This window comes from Vibrio sp. NH-7 (assembly GCF_053643215.1).
Map to the genome: position 1 here is coordinate 983,122 of NZ_CM132188.1, position 16,500 is coordinate 999,621.

Here is a 16,500-nt window from a genome sequence, read left to right on the forward strand (position 1 = left end):
AAAGGAGCTCACTGAGCTCCTTTTCTTTATCTTTCCACTACCATTTTTTCATGATTCGTCCCATCAGGTTGGGATGATAAGACCAGCAGTGATCGAACATTGTCATTAACTCAGGATTGCCATATTTAGACAGGCTGATCGCATGAAAGCGGTTTTTATGCTCTTTCAGTTCATCGACCTTGGCGATCATCTCTTCTGACTGCTTAGGTGCAATAAAGTCCGAGATCACCACCATATCCGCGTTTCGGTATTTGTCTCCGGTCATTAAGTCAATTGACTTCATAAGCACGGGTTCTAAATCTGTGCCACCGTGGAAGCTGTAGGTAAGAAAATCACTCGCTTCTCTTAAGCCATCTTGCTTAGTCAGCTCATAGGTAATTTGCTCTGAAGAAAAGAGAATGACATAACAGTCACGATCTTCAGCCAGCGCAATTTGCATCAGCGCATACGCCATCGCTTTGGCACACTGCTCAGGAAAGCCACTCATTGAGCCAGATGCATCGACACAAATGATAAATGGCCCTTTCTCTACATCAACTTGGGCATTGTCTGGTTTTTGCGCGCGTACTTTGCGCAAAGTGCGAGACTTACCTTGCATTTTGTAGTTCATGAGACGCTTATCAACAAGATGCTTGTAGAACACTACTTCTAGCTCAGGATAAGCCAAGAACATGGTTTCGTTGGGTAACAGCTTATTAAGATCGTCGCCTTCATGAATACCAACGATATCATCGGTGGCTTTGTCAGATTTCTCTTCAACAATTTGAGGCTCTTCCAAAGGCGCTTTGTTCAAATCAGGATCGTCAACTTGACTCGCCATTCGGCCAAGCTTCTCTGCGATCTCTTGAAGGCCTTGGTTCTTTTTCAAAAACTCTGCATGACGCTTCATCACGGTAAGATCAGTTTTGCTCAATCGAGCCGACGCCATGTCCCACAGACGGCCAACACTGCCTTCATCACCCTCTTCCGTCACTTTATCCATGTTCTTCATGGTTTCCATGCGTTGGTAAAGATCTTTGAGCACTTTCTCTTTGTTGGCTTCGAGCTCGGTCAATTGCGCCTGTCGAATGGCATCGGAAAGGCTTTGATACCATTGATCACAGAAATAGTGCGGGAACATTGGGTTGTTCACCCCTTTGTTCTTCTCCATTAGGCGACGCGCCTGCAAGTAAAATGCAGAGTGCCATTCTAGCTTTTTGATGACTTCTGGTATCTGTTCAAAAAACTGCGCTTCATCCCAATAGATCACCTCTTGGTAGAGCGCGAGTTCTTGTTGAAAACGTTCCGTCTCACACACCTTAGTTATGCGCTTCTTAACGCTTCCACGCCATTTCAATAGATGGTTTTTTACCGAGGACTTAACGCCGCGGTTTTCCGCTACCGCCATCATCTGAGAGCGAGCCATTAAGTCGTTCACAGCCGTGTCTATGATGCCAGAATCGGCAATCATCAGTGCGAGGTTTAATCCATCTGCGCCTAACATTCATTTCTCCTATTCAAAGAATTGATTTAAGGTCTTGAAACGGAAAACCGTACGTTCACACTCGGTTTTGGTCGATTCCAGTACTTGTTGAAGGTGTTGTAAGCTCGCTTCCATTGCCCTTGGAATCTCTTGTTCGACAAAGCTATGTGGCAAGGCTCCGTGGAAATTCGAACGCACTCTCAGCAAGTGGTGTTCAGCATGTTCTAGCTGCGCCATTGCTTTCTCAGCTTTGGCAAACCACTCTTGATAAAGCGTTTGATCTAAGCCTTTGTTGGTCACGATGGAAACTAAGACGGCACGATTAGCGATGTCTTTAATCACCAAGTTGTTCGCGCCATCGACATCAAAACGCAATCTAACCAGATTTGTATTGGTATTCACGTATCCATAAACGTCACCGTGACCTTCTTTGATCACTCGCTCTAGTTCATTCTTAGGGACGTAAACCCAGCGACTGTCACCTTTTTCAGACTCAGTGACTGACATGTTACTTTGGAGTAAGACCAATTTAACGAGGTCGTAAGCGCTGCCCACCTGATAGCTTTTCGCATCGGAGATGTCGTAGCTGTGGATCTGCTTCTTGAGTAGACCCGTTGTTGATTCCATTGAAAGCATCACGCCAAACTCAGATTCGAGTTCTTCTTGAATCTCTGCAAGTTCTTCACGGCACAAGGTAATTTGCTGCTCAACGTCTTGCTGATCAAACGCTCGCATCAAGGCAAACTCTTTGATGACCTTACGAACCACCTCACGTGAATCTGGACTGTTCCACAAACAGTCTTGTAGCAGTAACAGATCAAGCGGATTGATTTCATCACGGCCATTGAAAAATGCGCTCGCTTTTAGCAATCGGACGGCTTTCTTCCAGCGACGGTCAGAGACATACATGTCGGTATCAGCAATGTCGACGCCCGTTGACTCTTGCGCTGCGTTTTCCAACATGGTTTTGAGTTCGTAGAGTTTTTCAAACACAGAATCAGACAGCTCTAGCGTATCTAGCTCCGATTGCCATTGGTGATACTCTTCATCCGTAATGGCTAAACCCTCAGGGAGTTTTGCTTCTTGTGGCGTTCCCACCGTGAGCATAGACTTAAAGTTCTGCTTGTTTTGAATACGATTGACGAACACACGCACCAGCATTCGGTCATATAGCGCTTCCAAGCCGCTGTCTTCATCTGGCAACTCGTTAGATGCAGAAACCAACAAGCGCATCGGGACGCGCTCAATTTCATTACCGTTCTTAAAGGTTTTTTCATTCACCACAGTGAGAAGCGTGTTGAGTATCGCAGGTCCAGCCTTCCAAATCTCATCGAGGAAGACGACTTGTGCAGTTGGCAAATACCCTTCCGTTAGACGGACGTAGCGGCCGTTATCTTTCAATTCTTGGATACTAAGCGGACCAAACACTTCTTCCGGTGTTGAGAAGCGAGTCATCAGGTATTCGAAATACGAGGAATTGTCAAATGCCTGGATCAGGCGCTTGGCGATTAAACTTTTTGCAATACCAGGGGGGCCAAGTAGGAATACGCTCTCCCCAGAAAGGGCGGCTAACAGGCAAAGTTTAATGGTTTCTTCTCGCTCGTAAACCCCGTCAGATAAGGCTTGAGCGAGCTTATTGATCCTTTCAGAGAGTAATGCTTTTTGTGAGTGGGAGGCTCTTGTTGGGTTTATCATGCTTACCTCTGATTATGAGCAGACTTATGTATAAGTTTATACATTTGTTATCACTTTGTTACAAGTGCATTTTGTAGATAGGGCAAATCTTTATATCAAATCAGGGTTGTCTGTAAGCCATTGAAATCAATGTTTGCATTAATGTAGCTTGAGTCGCAAAAATGCTTCAGCGAGACGCAAACGATAACAGGTTAATTCTTTCATTCGCGAGAAGAAGCGGATAAGGTAACGTCAGCGTTAGTTGTAAAGAAAATAATCATGATACCTTCCGATACAAGTAAAACCCTCCATAGCTGGAAACGAATCTCTTTGGTCGAAGAGTCTGTCACCCTCCCAAATGGCAAAAATATTCAACACACAACGATTGTTCACCCCGGAGCGACGGTGATCTTACCGATAACTCAAGATGGTCATATCATTCTTATCAATCAGTTTCGTCCTTCGCTAAAGAAGTGGTTATTAGAGCTTCCAGCAGGCACCATTGAAAGCGCGGAAGAGATCGAAGAATGTGCCAGAAGAGAGTTAGAAGAAGAGACGGGATACAGCGCAAAACAAATGATCTCGCTCGGCCAAGTGACGCCTTTAGCTGGATTTTGTGATGAAATACAGTACCTGTTTGTCGCAAAAGAGTTGGACAAAACCTGCCGATACGAATGTGACGACGATGAAGTGATCGAAGTCATTACCCTAACCATTGAAGAATTAGAACAAAAGATCATTCGTGGCGAAGTGAGCGATGCGAAAACCATAGCGTGTCTTAGCAAAGCGAAATTATGTGGATACCTTTAGGAGATAATCAAATGGATTTTCGTTCAGATACCGTGACTAAACCAACTCCCGCGATGCGAAAAGCGATGGCGGAAGCCCCTGTGGGAGATGACGTCTACGGTGATGACCCGACCGTCAATGAACTTGAGCAATGGGTCGCACAACGCCATGGTTTTGAGGCGGCACTGTTTACCACATCAGGAACGCAAGCCAATTTGCTAGGTCTAATGGCACATTGTCAGCGCGGTGATGAGTACTTATGCGGTCAGCAAGCCCACAACTATAAATATGAAGCCGGTGGCGCTGCGGTTTTGGGCTCGATTCAACCTCAGCCTATCGAAAACAATCCAGACGGTACACTCGATTTCGCCAAACTTAAGGCTGCTATTAAACCGGATGATTCCCACTTTGCCAGAACGAAGCTGCTTAGCTTGGAAAACACCATCAATGGCAAAGTGTTACCGATGGCGTATCTTAAACAAGCTCGTGAGTTTGTTGACCAAAACGACCTATTGCTTCACCTTGATGGCGCACGCGTCTACAACGCAGCGGTCGCACTTGAGATTGACGTCAAAGAGATCGCTCAATACTTTGACTCGATGACAATTTGTTTGTCAAAAGGGCTCGCAGCCCCTATTGGCTCTTTACTCCTTGGTGACCAAGCCTTTATCGACAGAGCACGTCGTCTGCGTAAAATGGTTGGCGGTGGTATGCGTCAAGCCGGGATTCTTGCTGCTGCTGGCAAACTGGCACTAACAGAGCAAGTAGAACAATTGAAAGTCGACCACCAAAACGCGAAGCATCTGGCTGAAAAGTTGAATAAGTTAGATGGATTTACTGTGGCCACAGAATTTGTACAGACCAATATCGTATTCGCGAAATTGGATGAGAGCGTTGATATTCATGGTATTGCCAAGCAACTCGCTCAAGACGGCATTACGATTACGCCCGGAAATCCGATCCGCTTCGTGACACACAAAGATATCACCAAGCAAGATATCGATACTTTGATCGAGAAAATCAACGCGTATCTGTAACGCCTCACGATTTGTTGATCTGAACTATTGAGCTTCCCCTTAGGGGAAGCTTTATTCTTTAGGCTAATTTCAACAACTCAAATCCACGCGATGAAGCCAATACTTACCTTATTTGCCCTGCTTTTTGCCTCACACTTACATGCGACTCAGTTTGGCGATGCCGAACTGGGTAAGATCAAGTCACCAAGCTGTGTGTTTTGCCATGGTGCAACCGGCGTTGCGGTCAATAAGAGCTATCCCAACCTCAACGGCCAAAACGCACAATATCTGTATCAATCGATGCTAGATTACAAAAGTGGTAATCGCTCTGGTCCACTTGCTGAAATGATGGCCGCGCAGCTATCTCGACTCAATGAGCAAGATTTAAAAGATATTGCCGCGTACTACGCTCAGCAAAACACACAAGCTCATTAACAGAACACCTTATGGTATTAAGTACGGTACAGCACCTTCACAACGTGCCAACCAAACTTGGTTTTTACGAGATGTGGTACGAGGGTCTCACCAGAGAAACAGACCTTGTCAAAGCGGGTATGCTATATAACGCAACAATCTTACGCTAGATAAAAACTTGCTCATAAATTTCCCTAGCTTTCAGTACCCAAAACCACTGTCTTTATATACAATAGAGCAAATTTTTTTCCTGAGTTGTTTTATGAACCATATCGAACTATTTGCAGGCTGTGGTGGCTTGTCCCTTGGTCTAGATTCCGTTGGCTTTGAGTTACTGCTAGCAAATGAAATCTCTCCTATGGCTGCGGAGACATTCACCTATAACTTTTTTAAAGAAAATCTGCTTGAGAAAGCTGATAACCAAGAAAAGCCAGAAAATGCTCTATGGGTCAGTAGCCAATTCGAAGAGCTAAAACCTCGACTCAGAGAAAACCCATTCGAGTACCCTGAACTAGGTAAAGGTGTTAATGACTTTGAAACTTATGCTCCACACCAGTTAAAAGGAAAAATGTTAGTTGGTGATATCAAGCATATAAATCAACTTCTATCTGAAAACCAAGAGCTAAAAAACTCAATCTCTCATGCTTTTAATGGCACTAACTTGGGCGTTGACTTGGTTTCAGGTGGACCTCCTTGTCAAAGTTTCAGTATGGCTGGAATGCGAAAGAAAGACTGTGATAAAAACAGCTTACCATGGGAGTTTGCCAAGTTCGTTGAACACGTTCAGCCTAAGATTGCGTTGCTAGAAAATGTGACTGGCATACTACGTCCGTTTTCAGACGATGACGGCAATAAATATCATGCTTGGTTTGAAGTGGCCAAAGTCTTTGCTAGTCTAAATTATGTTCCACTTTGCTTACACATTAATGCGAAATATGCAGGTGTAGCTCAAAATCGACCTCGCTTTATCATGATCTCTGTTCGTAGAGATTACTTAAACAACATTATTCATACGTTTAGTGAAAAAGAACAAACATTGTTCGAATCTGGTATCGCTTTATCAAACAGTATGAACGATAACATTGAACCTGAATTTGGAATTCTCCAGTGCTTCGATGTAGAAAAGCAAGAAAACGCCTTCAAGAACACTTTCTTGCAAAGCTTAATACAGTTCAAAGGTCATGAGTTTAGTGTCAAACAAGCGATTGATGACCTGTGTACTAATAATGCAAAGTCATACTACGTCAATTTAATCAATGATCTATTGGGTGAACGAACTGAAGAAATCGATAACTTTACTCCTAAGATGAACTCTGAGTCTGTACAACGTAGATTTAGGATTTATCAAGTGCTAACTAAAGTATCAAAGACAACTGAGAAAGAAGTTAAAGAAGTGCTTAAAGGTAAAGAGGTCGAATTAACAGACATCGCTGCTCAAGAACTTATGGGTTTTGATTTCCTATTTGAAAATGAACAAAGTCTTCGGAAAGCTATTGATGGTGAAGAAATCCTGTCTTTGCTTCTTGCTCATAAGACTAAGAAGCAAACTCAGAAAGCACTTAACCCTGATGCTCCAGCACCAGCTGCGTTAAGTATCCCTGATGATGCTTGTCACTATGATCCACTAAGAACACTTACTGTTCGAGAAATGGCAAGGGTGCAATCTTTCCCTGATTCATTTGTGTTTCGCTCTAAACTTTCTACTGGTGGTTTAAGTCGACGATTCGAAGTTCCACAATACACCCAAGTAGGTAACGCAGTTCCTCCACTATTGGGGAGAACTCTAGGATATATTATCAAAGACCTCCTTAATCGAAATCGATAATAAAAAAGCCCGAAAGGGCTTTTTTATTACAGGCGAGATACTTGCTCAATAAATTCATCAAACGTTATGCTCTTTTCATCAAGCCATTTGAGTCTATTTTCACCGAACCTAATTTTTTCAGGGTCAGGTTTGCTTTTCTTTTTCTCTTTTTCTAATCGTTCTACAGACGTAGCAATTGCACGTTCTCTTTCTTTTTCCGTAACAACATACAAAATATCTTCTTTTACATACTTCGCAACTATTTCATCACCAATATCATCTGTATTCTTGGTAGAAGCACTGCAACCGTTGAATGATACGAAGTAATTACGTTGTCCCGGAACTAGCTCGCTTGTCGTTAAGCGAGTTCGGTCGTTTGAGCTAATCTGAACAGCGATATAGGCTTTGACTTCCTCAGGCTTAGTCGCATTTGGGATAACAATATCAGTGTCAGATCCTTCAGAAGTAAATTGAGTGCCATAATCTTTATCTTTGGTAAATCCTCGAGATTGTAACAATGCTTCTAACACCATTTCACCACCGCTTCCCGCAATGGATTTCCTAGCTTGGCTTAAGCTCCCCTCTGCATAAACACCAAGAATCAATATGATACGATGTTTTTGTGCATCTTTGCCATTTTTAAGAATATCGCAAACTGTATCGTATAACTTCAGTGCTGAACCTTTGAGAGAAAACTCTCTATCGCTCTTCCAAGCTGAAAAGTTATCTACTACACCATACAATCGAGCATTCAAGTGTTGTAATGCTAGCTCATATACATCCTGTAAAGCATCCTCAACAAATTCACTCGCGATCTGATCAGCTCTTTCCTTCACATAGCTTTGAAGCAATGCATAGCGATCCTTGTTAAAAGAGCCTCCTGCGCCTGTTTCTTCCTTTTTACGCCAAGCCATATAGCCATCACCACCATAAAAAATTTTCTTGAAATCTTTCTTAAGTGCAATGTCTTCTTTTGAATTAATCCGATGGCCATTACTAATTTTCTGTAATAGTTCACACGTATTCATATCTAGCCTCGTTCTAGTATTTTGAACGAGAGTACTATTCTTGCAAAAAATCGTCCAGAAGAAACATCTTAACTTTATGATTTTTAGATAATATCCTCATCAATGAACTTCCAGAGGTATAAAGCTAAGTAAGACCTGTAAGGCTTAGCATCATCCACATCAATATTTATCTTTTGTTCTTGAAATTTGAAAAGAGCACGCTTGAGCGTACCATCTTTTTCAGGAAAAACGTCAGAATGACCAAAGTGGAATATAGCTAGGATTGACAATGACCAATCTGATACACCCCAAATATCTTTAGCCTCTCTTCGGAGCTGCTCAAAATCCAGACTAGACCATTGTTCAAACCGTTCTGGATCATGAAAGTACATCTCCGCAAAATTTAAAATAGCTTTTGCTTTGTTCTTCGATACACCGTGTTGGGTAAAATCTGATTCGTTGCACTCAAGCAGTTGCTCTGGGGATTGGAACAGATGCTCAACTCGTCTGAAAATAGCATTTGCCACGTGCCTAGATAACATCTGACCAACTATAATCCTTGCCATTGCCTCTACGATATGTGTGTTTTTCGCATCCAACTCATTGATTGGAGATGCTTGATCCAAGAATACGATCAGATCTGGATACTGTTGTCTCAAGTGGGCTGTGATTTTTTCCATAGATTTATGTCTGAAAAGGTTTCAAGATCTTCAGTTTAATAGAATGCCTTGTAAAATGGTGTCATCACAACACTTGCATTACATATTTGAGAAACTGAATGAATTCCTTTAAACAATTACTTGAACTCGCCGAAAAGAAAATCGAAAGAGACAAAAAAGGCACATGGTCAAAAGGTAGTATTACCTATTTCCAAGCCATGTTTGACGAGCTTGAAGAAGTTAAAACCGAAATGGATAGTGGTAGAAATTGTTACTTGGAAGACGAGTTAGGAGATATTCTTTGGGTATATCTGTGTCTTTTGAAAAACCTAGAGTCAGAAATTGAAATCAATGCTGAACGAGTCTTCAAACGTGCTCAACAAAAATACAGTGAACGCCTAAATGCGATTAATACTGGTGGAAGTTGGAGTGAGGTGAAAGAACGCCAAAAAGAACTTTTAGCGCAAGAGCACTTATTTGAGTCACAAAAAGTTTAAAGTACCAACCGTCTCGGATTGGTTGGTACATAGGTAAAGGAGTACTTATTCAGTTATGTGCGCCAAAGAGTCTTTACAATGTGCCAACCGAACTTGGTTTTCACTAATTGAGGAGTAATCGTTTCACCTTGAAAGACCGCTCGATCAAATTGCGGAACCATCTGCCCTTTACGAAACTCTCCTAAATCTCCACCCTTTTTGCCTGATGGGCATGTAGAGTGCTTACGTGCAAGGTCAGCGAACTTCTTACCTTGTTTAAGCTGCTTCATTATCTCTTCAGCTTGTTCTTTGTGCTTCACTAAGATGTGAAGTGCATGGGCTGTTTGTGCCATAGTGTGCTTCTCTAAAATCTAAATTGTTGGAGATGATACTAGCTTTCCGCCAGCTTAACTACTGACAACCCCAAGACCCAGTTAATTGTATCGTTTGCAACCTTATCACTTGCCCATTTATCAGCCAGTAAATGCCTCAAACGAACCACTCCACCAACAGTAAGTGCTGATGTAGCCTCTGATGTAGCGTTAGATACTAATAAATGAACAACCCTACGAAAGCGCTGGTCTGTTTTCATAGCGATCTCCCACGAGATCTTAAATTCTTCTGAATTGGTTAAATCGAGGCAATCAAGTACCACAGGTAGGACTTTTCCTTTCAGAGCCTCTCCAAAATCTTTCTTGTTTGGGTAGTAATTCTGAACAGTAGACTTACGAATACCTAGTCGGTCACTCACGTTGTTAAGTGTTATCGAATCCCAACCACTTTCCCAAAACATCTCAACTATTACTTCATCAAACTGAGCTTTGTTTGCAGCTCGTTGTTCTGCACTAATTTTTGCCATAGCAAACTCCTTCTATAGCCATTTTAGCATTCTAGATATGTATTAGTCACTTACATCACCTACTGTAAAGTCAGTTATCAGACCTAATCTTTACGTCCTAAGAACCCATTATTGACTTTGCGTTCTCGGGACGTTATATTGCACACATCTCCTCAGCACACTGCTGAACATCGAGGCTGATTCTGGTCTTGGTGGGAATCTAAAACCTGAGGAGTAAACTATGTTATCAACTAAATCTAAACTTCTAGCTGTACTTGAAGAGTTCAACATCACTGGCTCATCGTTACCGATCACTAACGTTTATATCGTTAGCGAGGAAATCTATCCTTTCGATAGTGAAAATTGGGAGATGGTCTTTACCGATCATCACAATGCTGATGGTGCATCTACGATTTACGCAAATCGTCAGACAAACACCTTAGTTTTGTCATACGATTCACCTGAGTGTCGTGAATACAGTGGTGAGGCTGAATATTTTCGAGAATACTTAGTTCTTGGCAATACAGAAGACTTTGAATTAATAGATCAAAGTTGGTTGCTCGACTCTCATGAGTATTCTTTGTGGTATACGCAAGAATACAATGTTGACTATGTTGAGTTTCTTTGTCCTGACCTTGTAGAACAGATGGAATTTGAAGATTAATGGCCAACCCTATTGGGTTGAGAGAGAAAGCCCCAGACGCCTCATGGTATCTGGGGCTTTCTTTTTAGCTCGACCAAAGGGTCGCCTCACCATATTTCCCCTGTTTCCTGTGTTCCCCGTGACATAAGGCTTGCCGATTACACGCCCTATAAGGGAGGGAAGACCCTCCGCAACTAACATTAAACATTTCCAAGGAGCATCATTATGGCTGCAATGGATATGGTTGTTGGGACACTTAACGAGGCTGAGAAATCTGCTTGGCGTAGGCAACGCACGAAACTGAACCTACGCAGTAATATCTCCAAGCATAAGTTAATCGCTATCCGTCGAGAGTTTATCCTCAACTACCGCAATGCTCGAACCACTTCCAACGGCTAATACTCCCTGTATTTAGCCTCAAATCATCTCATACAGGTTCAAACACTTGTCACTAGGGCAACCGTACCTTTTAAGCGGTGAACGTCCTGTATTTATTGAAAAGGAGTAAATCAATGCTTATCAAACCTGAAGGCATTCAAGACGACCAACGCCCTATTGAATTCGTAAAGTATTTTAATCGCAAAGATGGTTCATTTCCGTATTGGGAAAGGCTTGATACTTCACGTGTAGAGCAAGATTCGTTTACTTACATATCGGGAGCACTGTACAAAAACAGGCTGAACTCGAAAGTTAAAATCCAGCTTACCATTGACGAAGATAGAAAGCCTATGCCTCAGCTTGATTCAATCACTACCTATGCACAAAAAGAAACGGCAAAGGCATTCGCTCGACAACTTAAGAAAGTTTATAAAACTGGGCGAAGAAACGACATCCCTTATTACTTATGGCACCGGAATAAAGTCGAAAGTTTTATTGAATCAAACTCTGGCTCTTTCGAGGTTGTTTCTGAACAATCAGGTATTCCGACCTGCTCTGGTAATAAAGGCAATCCTTTACATACCCAACTAATGACCAATGCATTTGTCACTATCGTAATGCTGAGAGAAAAAGATACTGATATCTGTGTACTAGGATGCACAGTAAGTATTGGCAGATTTAGTAAAAACTATTTCTTCGAAACTGCTGATCACAGCTTGTTAACTAAAAAGTTAGCCAAAGGACAAAAAGCTCCTGACCTAATATTTAGTGACTACCGTGAAGACCTATACGAGTGATTCTGAATCTTAAATACTTAATAGGTAATATTTAATATAAAAGTACCCCCTTTGTAGGGGAATATTTTGGGCTTTAACACTAAGGTGTTAACCCAGTCGGCACTTCGCTATTGCTACGTGCGACCGACTGGGACGCTATAAGACGTTCCGTCCACCCGTAAACGGGCTGGACTCACGTAAATATCCTATCAGTCTCACTCTCTCCCACATCAAAGAGAACCACTATGTCAGATTCACTCTCACTCGAAAAATGGGATTATGTCCGTCAAAAATGTTATCGCATCAAAGATGACTTTAATAATCCAGTCAATTTACTAGAAGCAATCTATAACACTGTTGTTGATTCACGACGACGTAAAAGACTCGCTGTTGTTTCTGCATCTTCACTATACAACTGGACTATCAATGATACTGAACAATTAAAATATGCTCTGTTCGAGTTCATCAAGTATTAAGGTAGATTCCGAATCAGAATCCATAACAAGCATGTCACTGAAGTTGCTATGTTAGTTGCTCATGAGCTATCGGATAAATTCAACTTCATGAAAGCTCTTCATCTTACTCGCTTCTCTTCAGTTGAAATGCAAGTTCTTACTCGAAAATAGCTGTAAGTAATGCTGGCAGGAAAATAGCAATTTTCAACTCATTATAAATCAATAACTTACAACTCAAATATGGAGTCCATAGGTATACTCCACTCAAACGGAACAAATCGTTCCATTTCTACGAGCAATCGCAAGCTCTTCAATAAATCCCAAAACATTCCAAAAGTGCACATCATCTGACACCAAACTGTTTCTAATTTGGGTGTTTAGGTGTGTGCGAATATTTGGTGTGTACTTCTGAAATGGAGAAACAAATTATGCCAAGCAAAGGCTATTGCAAGATCACCCGATTTATCGATCCCGATAGAATCACTCACTGCTTATATGAAAGTGGTGGAAGCCAATCCAAGCTATCAAGGATATTGACCACTGAACTAGGTCACAATATTTCTGAGAGTAAGGTTAAGAACTTCATTTATAAATACAACCTGCATGGGGCTATGCAGCTAATTAAAGATATTCATCGAGAGGTAGCCAAGAATATCGCAGATAAAAGGGCTGATCGAGTTCCTGAACCCCCAACCGAATACCCTTGGGTAGAAATAAGGTCGCATGGTAGCCAACGATACAAATTTAACATGGAAACCTATCAACTTTGGTCTCCAAGTTCCCGCAAGTACAAGCAGCCATTTATCTTATCTGATGGAAAGCGATATTCATATCCTGCTTATTCAATCAACATAGCTTTCAGAAAAAGGATAAACGTAACTGTTGGTAGACTGTACCTAATGTGCCGTGATGGACTTGATTCTGGACTAAAAAGCATTAGATATCAGAATATTCGAGCGCTTATGGCCAAACAACCTGTACCTAGTGACCCAACATCAGCTTACTGGGATATCAATGAGCATTCATCTGAACTATCGAAAAAGAACGCTTTAGCACTACTGCCGATAAAATACGATGAAAATGGTCGTATTACAGTAGATTACTCACCGTCTTACTCCATATAAATAGATAAACCCAAGAGCCCTTGCATTTCTCTTGGGTGTACCATTCTGCAAGTCAAATACTAACCGTTTTCACAAGCAACACTAGTGTCATCCTCCTGCATCAAACCATCCCCACCATCTACATAGGTTGAATCAATATGAAATTTAAAGAAAACATCTGCTCATACATGCTTGCTGCATTAATTATCAGCATATCCATACTTGCAATTCTGGCACAGTAAGTTGGTTTTCTTATGCTTGAAGACCACATAAAACGCATAAGCAAAGTGAATCAAGAGCCTGACCATATCAAATCGTTGAGGAATCGAAACTTGAAAGTCAGTCGCTATCGAAGAGCTATTGCAAACATAGGCACTAAGCAAGACTATGTTTATCCTGAAGAAGAACTCAAACGTCAAACATAAACTAAATGCCCTGACCAATTATGGTTGGGGCATTTTATTTACTGGTTAGATATCCACTTTGACATATAGAATGCCATTCCATATAATACACAAATCCTCCAAGCAGTCATATTTCGTGGCTGTGGTTATTACCGGAGGATACTTTATGTCAACAATCGAACTGAAAACTATTAAAACTACTTCTGATTATCGAAATGATCTCGTTGCTCTAGGGCTTGAGTGTGAAGGGCGAGTTTTTACTCTTCCTAAACAGTTTTGCTCTGATGTAAGCATCAGAATCGCCGATAGTAAGTTTGCTGCTCGTGTTGGTAACTCACCACGAATTGCATTCACTAGGAACGCACCTAAAAATCAGATCTTATGCAAAGCATTATCTAATCTAAATCTTAAAGGAAAAAGTAATCTAGGTATTACTCTGACTGATTACGATTTCTTAGATAAACGTACTGCTGATGAGCTGGTCGAAGTTTTAATCAGTATTGAGAACGAATACAGATCATTGCTTTGATGATCTATTGATAGCCTGCTTTCGAGTAGGCTATCACTCTCCACTCCATCTGCTATCGTTTGCCCCTACTCCCTATTTAATACATGCAGATCGATCTATATCCCTAGTAGCGAGATTTTTACGCTGTGCAGAATTTTGGCGATTTTTGACAGACATGATTTAGGCTTTCAAGTGATTCCGTTATGCTCCAACTCCTACAACCGTTAGACACTCGTTAGTAGGTGATTGAAGCAGACGGTATCACACAGTTTTCTCCTAACATACATCTCTCTGCCACTCAGACATTCCAGCATCCCCTAGAGAATCAAATAACGTCGATATTCCTATTCAAGCATATAGAGCATAATTCCTCTCTAAAGATCCTTACACCCTAAGCTCTGGTATCTCTGAATTAAATGTCACTGTATAGATAAATACTGAAGTAATTAACACTCAATAAACATCTGATAAGCGGTATCTGCAATCAGACAAAACACATTGAATAATCTGCTAAATATTTCTGGTGAGGAAAAAGACGGAAGAACTCCGTTACAGACGGACTTGAGGACTAGTGAAGTACTCGACACAGTAAAGAGAACTGTTATGTGTGTAGCTAGAAACAATAGCCAGACCAAGATTCTAGACCTGATTCCCAGTGTGACAGACTCATCCATCACAGCCATGTACCAGACTGATTGTCACATGCACTGGATATTCGTTCCTCGTATTACAATCATACTGTTTGACACAGAGATTACTACCCATAAACAAACTGTTGGTCTTTTTCTCTGACAATACAGGCTCTGCACACAACGTATTCCTGTAAGGAGCAGTGTCAATTCAAGGTAGCATGATCCGTTGATAAATCAGACTCCTGATAGCTCGTCCAAGGCGGTTACATGTATCGGCTTCACTACATAACAGATAAACCACACAACAATAGACCTCCTGTAAGGAGCAGCACTGTGCAAGCTATCATGCTACGCTCGAAAAATAGACCTCTCACATAACCGTCAAAGCCCTTGCATGGGAAACATCCAGTACAGTCAACTTACCCTGCACATGTAAAGATCATACAAGGGTATCTATATCTCCACTTAATGAATCTGCGATGTCAAAGATCTCGAGACTTACAGCCCCTCCAACTTAGCACCAAGCCAGATAAACACCAATCTAAAATTAAGCATTATTCATTAGAAACAATGATTTACACACAACCCAGTCACATCATACTTGCTCCTAATCCGTATAAATAACCAAACGTCCGATAGGAATGTAAAAATGCAAAAGTATGTCGTTTACTACCGAGTCTCTACCAAAAAGCAAGGTGAATCAGGTTTAGGTCTTGAAGCCCAACAGCGTGATATCGGCTTGTTCCTCAATAGCTATGCTGAAAATTACTCGATAATTGGTGAATTTACTGATGTCGAGTCAGGAGCTAACGCTTCCCGTCCTAGCTATCAGAAAGCTATGAAATTAGCTGAAAAAGAAAGAGCTATCTTACTGGTTTCAAAGCTTGATCGTGTATCACGTGACGTTGAAGAAATAGCTCGTCTGATTAAGACCGTCGATTTGAAAGTGGCTTGCTTACCATTTGCCGATAAATTCCAACTTCATCTATATGCTGCTCTAGCTGAACAAGAACGAGACTTCATTAAGCAACGTACTAAAGCAGCCCTACAGTCAGCGAAAGAAAGAGGTACTAAGCTCGGTCGCCCGACTTCTGTTCAAGAGTTAGTCGAAATGGGTCGCAAGGCTGGCGCTGTAATGAAAAGTAAGGCTGATGAATTTGCTGAAAAGATTCGAGCGATTATCGTCCCTCTACGAGAAGCAGGTATCTCGCTAAGAGGTATTGCTGATGCGTTGAATATTCAAGGGTTCAAAACTCAGCGAGGTAAAGACTGGACTGCTGCGGGTGTAAGGAACATTTTAACCCGTTTGGAGGCCAACTAATGAAAAATCTAGAAATAGGCGATACTTGCCCTCATTGCCATTGTTTGATCTTCATGCCACCAGAAATTGAACCTAACTGTCAGACTTGTGGTGAAAAACTCTTCGATGAAGACGATTACTACCCTGATGAGTAAGCACTAC

At 41.6% G+C, this 16,500-nt stretch carries 19 protein-coding genes and 1 pseudogene; 13 read left to right on the forward strand and 7 right to left on the reverse strand.

The genetic code is table 11. From position 1 onward, the window contains the following. Positions 1–37 precede the first annotated feature (37 nt). Positions 38–1,483 (reverse strand): ATPase RavA stimulator ViaA, encoded by a 1,446-nt coding sequence (gene viaA, locus ACUALS_RS18635; RefSeq protein ID WP_038137255.1) that lies wholly within the window; start codon positions 1,481–1,483, stop codon positions 38–40. A gap of 9 nt (positions 1,484–1,492) precedes the next feature. After that, positions 1,493–3,157, reverse strand: a complete 1,665-nt coding sequence (locus ACUALS_RS18640) for an ATPase RavA domain-containing protein (protein ID WP_038137257.1) — start codon at positions 3,155–3,157, stop codon at positions 1,493–1,495. Between the two features lie 258 nt (positions 3,158–3,415). Between ACUALS_RS18640 and ACUALS_RS18645 the strand changes: the two genes are divergently transcribed. From ACUALS_RS18645 to ACUALS_RS18655, 3 genes are all read left to right on the forward strand, one after another. Then, the gene (locus ACUALS_RS18645) at positions 3,416–3,946 is read left to right on the forward strand and encodes an NUDIX hydrolase (protein WP_454449360.1); all 531 of its coding nucleotides are present in this window, start codon (positions 3,416–3,418) and stop codon (positions 3,944–3,946) included. An 11-nt stretch (positions 3,947–3,957) separates the two neighbouring features. Beyond that, on the forward strand, positions 3,958–4,962 hold the full coding sequence (gene ltaE / locus ACUALS_RS18650) for a low-specificity L-threonine aldolase (RefSeq protein WP_454449361.1): 1,005 nt from the start codon (positions 3,958–3,960) through the stop codon (positions 4,960–4,962). 90 nt (positions 4,963–5,052) lie between these two features. Then, positions 5,053–5,376: a c-type cytochrome gene (locus ACUALS_RS18655; protein WP_038137264.1), complete on the forward strand. Its 324-nt coding sequence runs from the start codon at positions 5,053–5,055 to the stop codon at positions 5,374–5,376. A 17-nt stretch (positions 5,377–5,393) separates the two neighbouring features. Here ACUALS_RS18655 and ACUALS_RS18660 read toward each other — a convergent pair. Further along, positions 5,394–5,492 (reverse strand): annotated as a pseudogene (locus ACUALS_RS18660) (peptidylprolyl isomerase); the annotation flags it as partial. A 125-nt stretch (positions 5,493–5,617) separates the two neighbouring features. Here ACUALS_RS18660 and ACUALS_RS18665 point away from each other — a divergent pair. Continuing rightward, the gene (locus ACUALS_RS18665) at positions 5,618–7,180 is read left to right on the forward strand and encodes a DNA cytosine methyltransferase (RefSeq protein WP_454450049.1); all 1,563 of its coding nucleotides are present in this window, start codon (positions 5,618–5,620) and stop codon (positions 7,178–7,180) included. Positions 7,181–7,206: 26 nt separating this feature from the next. On the opposite strand, the gene ACUALS_RS18670 is transcribed toward ACUALS_RS18665, so the two are convergent. Further along, positions 7,207–8,187: a hypothetical protein gene (locus ACUALS_RS18670; RefSeq protein ID WP_454449362.1), complete on the reverse strand. Its 981-nt coding sequence runs from the start codon at positions 8,185–8,187 to the stop codon at positions 7,207–7,209. A gap of 83 nt (positions 8,188–8,270) precedes the next feature. Next, on the reverse strand, positions 8,271–8,846 hold the full coding sequence (locus tag ACUALS_RS18675; RefSeq protein ID WP_454449363.1) for a DNA-3-methyladenine glycosylase family protein: 576 nt from the start codon (positions 8,844–8,846) through the stop codon (positions 8,271–8,273). Positions 8,847–8,944: 98 nt separating this feature from the next. Here ACUALS_RS18675 and ACUALS_RS18680 point away from each other — a divergent pair, with 98 nt between their 5' ends. Next, a complete protein-coding gene (locus ACUALS_RS18680) occupies positions 8,945–9,322 on the forward strand; it encodes a MazG nucleotide pyrophosphohydrolase domain-containing protein (RefSeq protein WP_454449364.1) in 378 nt (125 codons plus the stop codon). A gap of 53 nt (positions 9,323–9,375) precedes the next feature. Here the strand turns inward: ACUALS_RS18680 and ACUALS_RS18685 are convergent, their stop codons facing one another. Together ACUALS_RS18685 and ACUALS_RS18690 are read right to left on the reverse strand one after the other, a co-directional pair. Beyond that, on the reverse strand, positions 9,376–9,654 hold the full coding sequence (locus ACUALS_RS18685) for a peptidylprolyl isomerase (RefSeq protein WP_044179973.1): 279 nt from the start codon (positions 9,652–9,654) through the stop codon (positions 9,376–9,378). Positions 9,655–9,692: 38 nt separating this feature from the next. Next, on the reverse strand, positions 9,693–10,160 hold the full coding sequence (locus ACUALS_RS18690; protein ID WP_454449365.1) for a hypothetical protein: 468 nt from the start codon (positions 10,158–10,160) through the stop codon (positions 9,693–9,695). A 220-nt stretch (positions 10,161–10,380) separates the two neighbouring features. On the opposite strand from ACUALS_RS18690, the gene ACUALS_RS18695 reads away from it, so the two are divergent. The 8 genes from ACUALS_RS18695 (at position 10,381) to ACUALS_RS18730 (ending at position 16,493) form a co-directional block, all read left to right on the forward strand. Next, positions 10,381–10,803 (forward strand): hypothetical protein, encoded by a 423-nt coding sequence (locus tag ACUALS_RS18695; RefSeq protein ID WP_454449366.1) that lies wholly within the window; start codon positions 10,381–10,383, stop codon positions 10,801–10,803. Between the two features lie 204 nt (positions 10,804–11,007). Then, entirely contained in the window at positions 11,008–11,181 is a 174-nt protein-coding gene (locus tag ACUALS_RS18700) for a hypothetical protein (protein ID WP_454449367.1), read from the forward strand. A gap of 113 nt (positions 11,182–11,294) precedes the next feature. After that, positions 11,295–11,957: a hypothetical protein gene (locus ACUALS_RS18705; protein ID WP_454449368.1), complete on the forward strand. Its 663-nt coding sequence runs from the start codon at positions 11,295–11,297 to the stop codon at positions 11,955–11,957. A 224-nt stretch (positions 11,958–12,181) separates the two neighbouring features. Next, entirely contained in the window at positions 12,182–12,412 is a 231-nt protein-coding gene (locus tag ACUALS_RS18710) for a hypothetical protein (protein ID WP_454449369.1), read from the forward strand. 407 nt (positions 12,413–12,819) lie between these two features. Further along, the gene (locus ACUALS_RS18715) at positions 12,820–13,515 is read left to right on the forward strand and encodes a hypothetical protein (RefSeq protein ID WP_454449370.1); all 696 of its coding nucleotides are present in this window, start codon (positions 12,820–12,822) and stop codon (positions 13,513–13,515) included. A 549-nt stretch (positions 13,516–14,064) separates the two neighbouring features. After that, positions 14,065–14,427: a hypothetical protein gene (locus ACUALS_RS18720; RefSeq protein ID WP_454449371.1), complete on the forward strand. Its 363-nt coding sequence runs from the start codon at positions 14,065–14,067 to the stop codon at positions 14,425–14,427. Between the two features lie 1,260 nt (positions 14,428–15,687). Beyond that, complete coding sequence (locus tag ACUALS_RS18725; protein WP_454449372.1) at positions 15,688–16,359, forward strand: recombinase family protein; 672 nt, start codon at positions 15,688–15,690, stop codon at positions 16,357–16,359. Continuing rightward, on the forward strand, positions 16,359–16,493 hold the full coding sequence (locus tag ACUALS_RS18730; protein ID WP_219906490.1) for a protein rep: 135 nt from the start codon (positions 16,359–16,361) through the stop codon (positions 16,491–16,493). Before ACUALS_RS18725 ends, ACUALS_RS18730 begins: the two co-directional genes overlap by 1 nt. The last annotated feature ends 7 nt before the right edge of the window (positions 16,494–16,500 follow it).

Bases quoted from the DNA above. Each gene is read 5' to 3' on its own strand.
- viaA (WP_038137255.1), bottom strand. From the start codon at position 1,483: ATGTTAGGCGCAGATGGATTAAACCTCGCACTGATGATTGCCGATTCT.
- ACUALS_RS18640 (WP_038137257.1), bottom strand. From the start codon at position 3,157: ATGATAAACCCAACAAGAGCCTCCCACTCACAAAAAGCATTACTCTCT.
- ACUALS_RS18645 (WP_454449360.1), top strand. From the start codon at position 3,416: ATGATACCTTCCGATACAAGTAAAACCCTCCATAGCTGGAAACGAATC.
- ltaE (WP_454449361.1), top strand. From the start codon at position 3,958: ATGGATTTTCGTTCAGATACCGTGACTAAACCAACTCCCGCGATGCGA.
- ACUALS_RS18655 (WP_038137264.1), top strand. From the start codon at position 5,053: ATGAAGCCAATACTTACCTTATTTGCCCTGCTTTTTGCCTCACACTTA.
- ACUALS_RS18665 (WP_454450049.1), top strand. From the start codon at position 5,618: ATGAACCATATCGAACTATTTGCAGGCTGTGGTGGCTTGTCCCTTGGT.
- ACUALS_RS18670 (WP_454449362.1), bottom strand. From the start codon at position 8,187: ATGAATACGTGTGAACTATTACAGAAAATTAGTAATGGCCATCGGATT.
- ACUALS_RS18675 (WP_454449363.1), bottom strand. From the start codon at position 8,846: ATGGAAAAAATCACAGCCCACTTGAGACAACAGTATCCAGATCTGATC.
- ACUALS_RS18680 (WP_454449364.1), top strand. From the start codon at position 8,945: ATGAATTCCTTTAAACAATTACTTGAACTCGCCGAAAAGAAAATCGAA.
- ACUALS_RS18685 (WP_044179973.1), bottom strand. From the start codon at position 9,654: ATGGCACAAACAGCCCATGCACTTCACATCTTAGTGAAGCACAAAGAA.
- ACUALS_RS18690 (WP_454449365.1), bottom strand. From the start codon at position 10,160: ATGGCAAAAATTAGTGCAGAACAACGAGCTGCAAACAAAGCTCAGTTT.
- ACUALS_RS18695 (WP_454449366.1), top strand. From the start codon at position 10,381: ATGTTATCAACTAAATCTAAACTTCTAGCTGTACTTGAAGAGTTCAAC.
- ACUALS_RS18700 (WP_454449367.1), top strand. From the start codon at position 11,008: ATGGCTGCAATGGATATGGTTGTTGGGACACTTAACGAGGCTGAGAAA.
- ACUALS_RS18705 (WP_454449368.1), top strand. From the start codon at position 11,295: ATGCTTATCAAACCTGAAGGCATTCAAGACGACCAACGCCCTATTGAA.
- ACUALS_RS18710 (WP_454449369.1), top strand. From the start codon at position 12,182: ATGTCAGATTCACTCTCACTCGAAAAATGGGATTATGTCCGTCAAAAA.
- ACUALS_RS18715 (WP_454449370.1), top strand. From the start codon at position 12,820: ATGCCAAGCAAAGGCTATTGCAAGATCACCCGATTTATCGATCCCGAT.
- ACUALS_RS18720 (WP_454449371.1), top strand. From the start codon at position 14,065: ATGTCAACAATCGAACTGAAAACTATTAAAACTACTTCTGATTATCGA.
- ACUALS_RS18725 (WP_454449372.1), top strand. From the start codon at position 15,688: ATGCAAAAGTATGTCGTTTACTACCGAGTCTCTACCAAAAAGCAAGGT.
- ACUALS_RS18730 (WP_219906490.1), top strand. From the start codon at position 16,359: ATGAAAAATCTAGAAATAGGCGATACTTGCCCTCATTGCCATTGTTTG.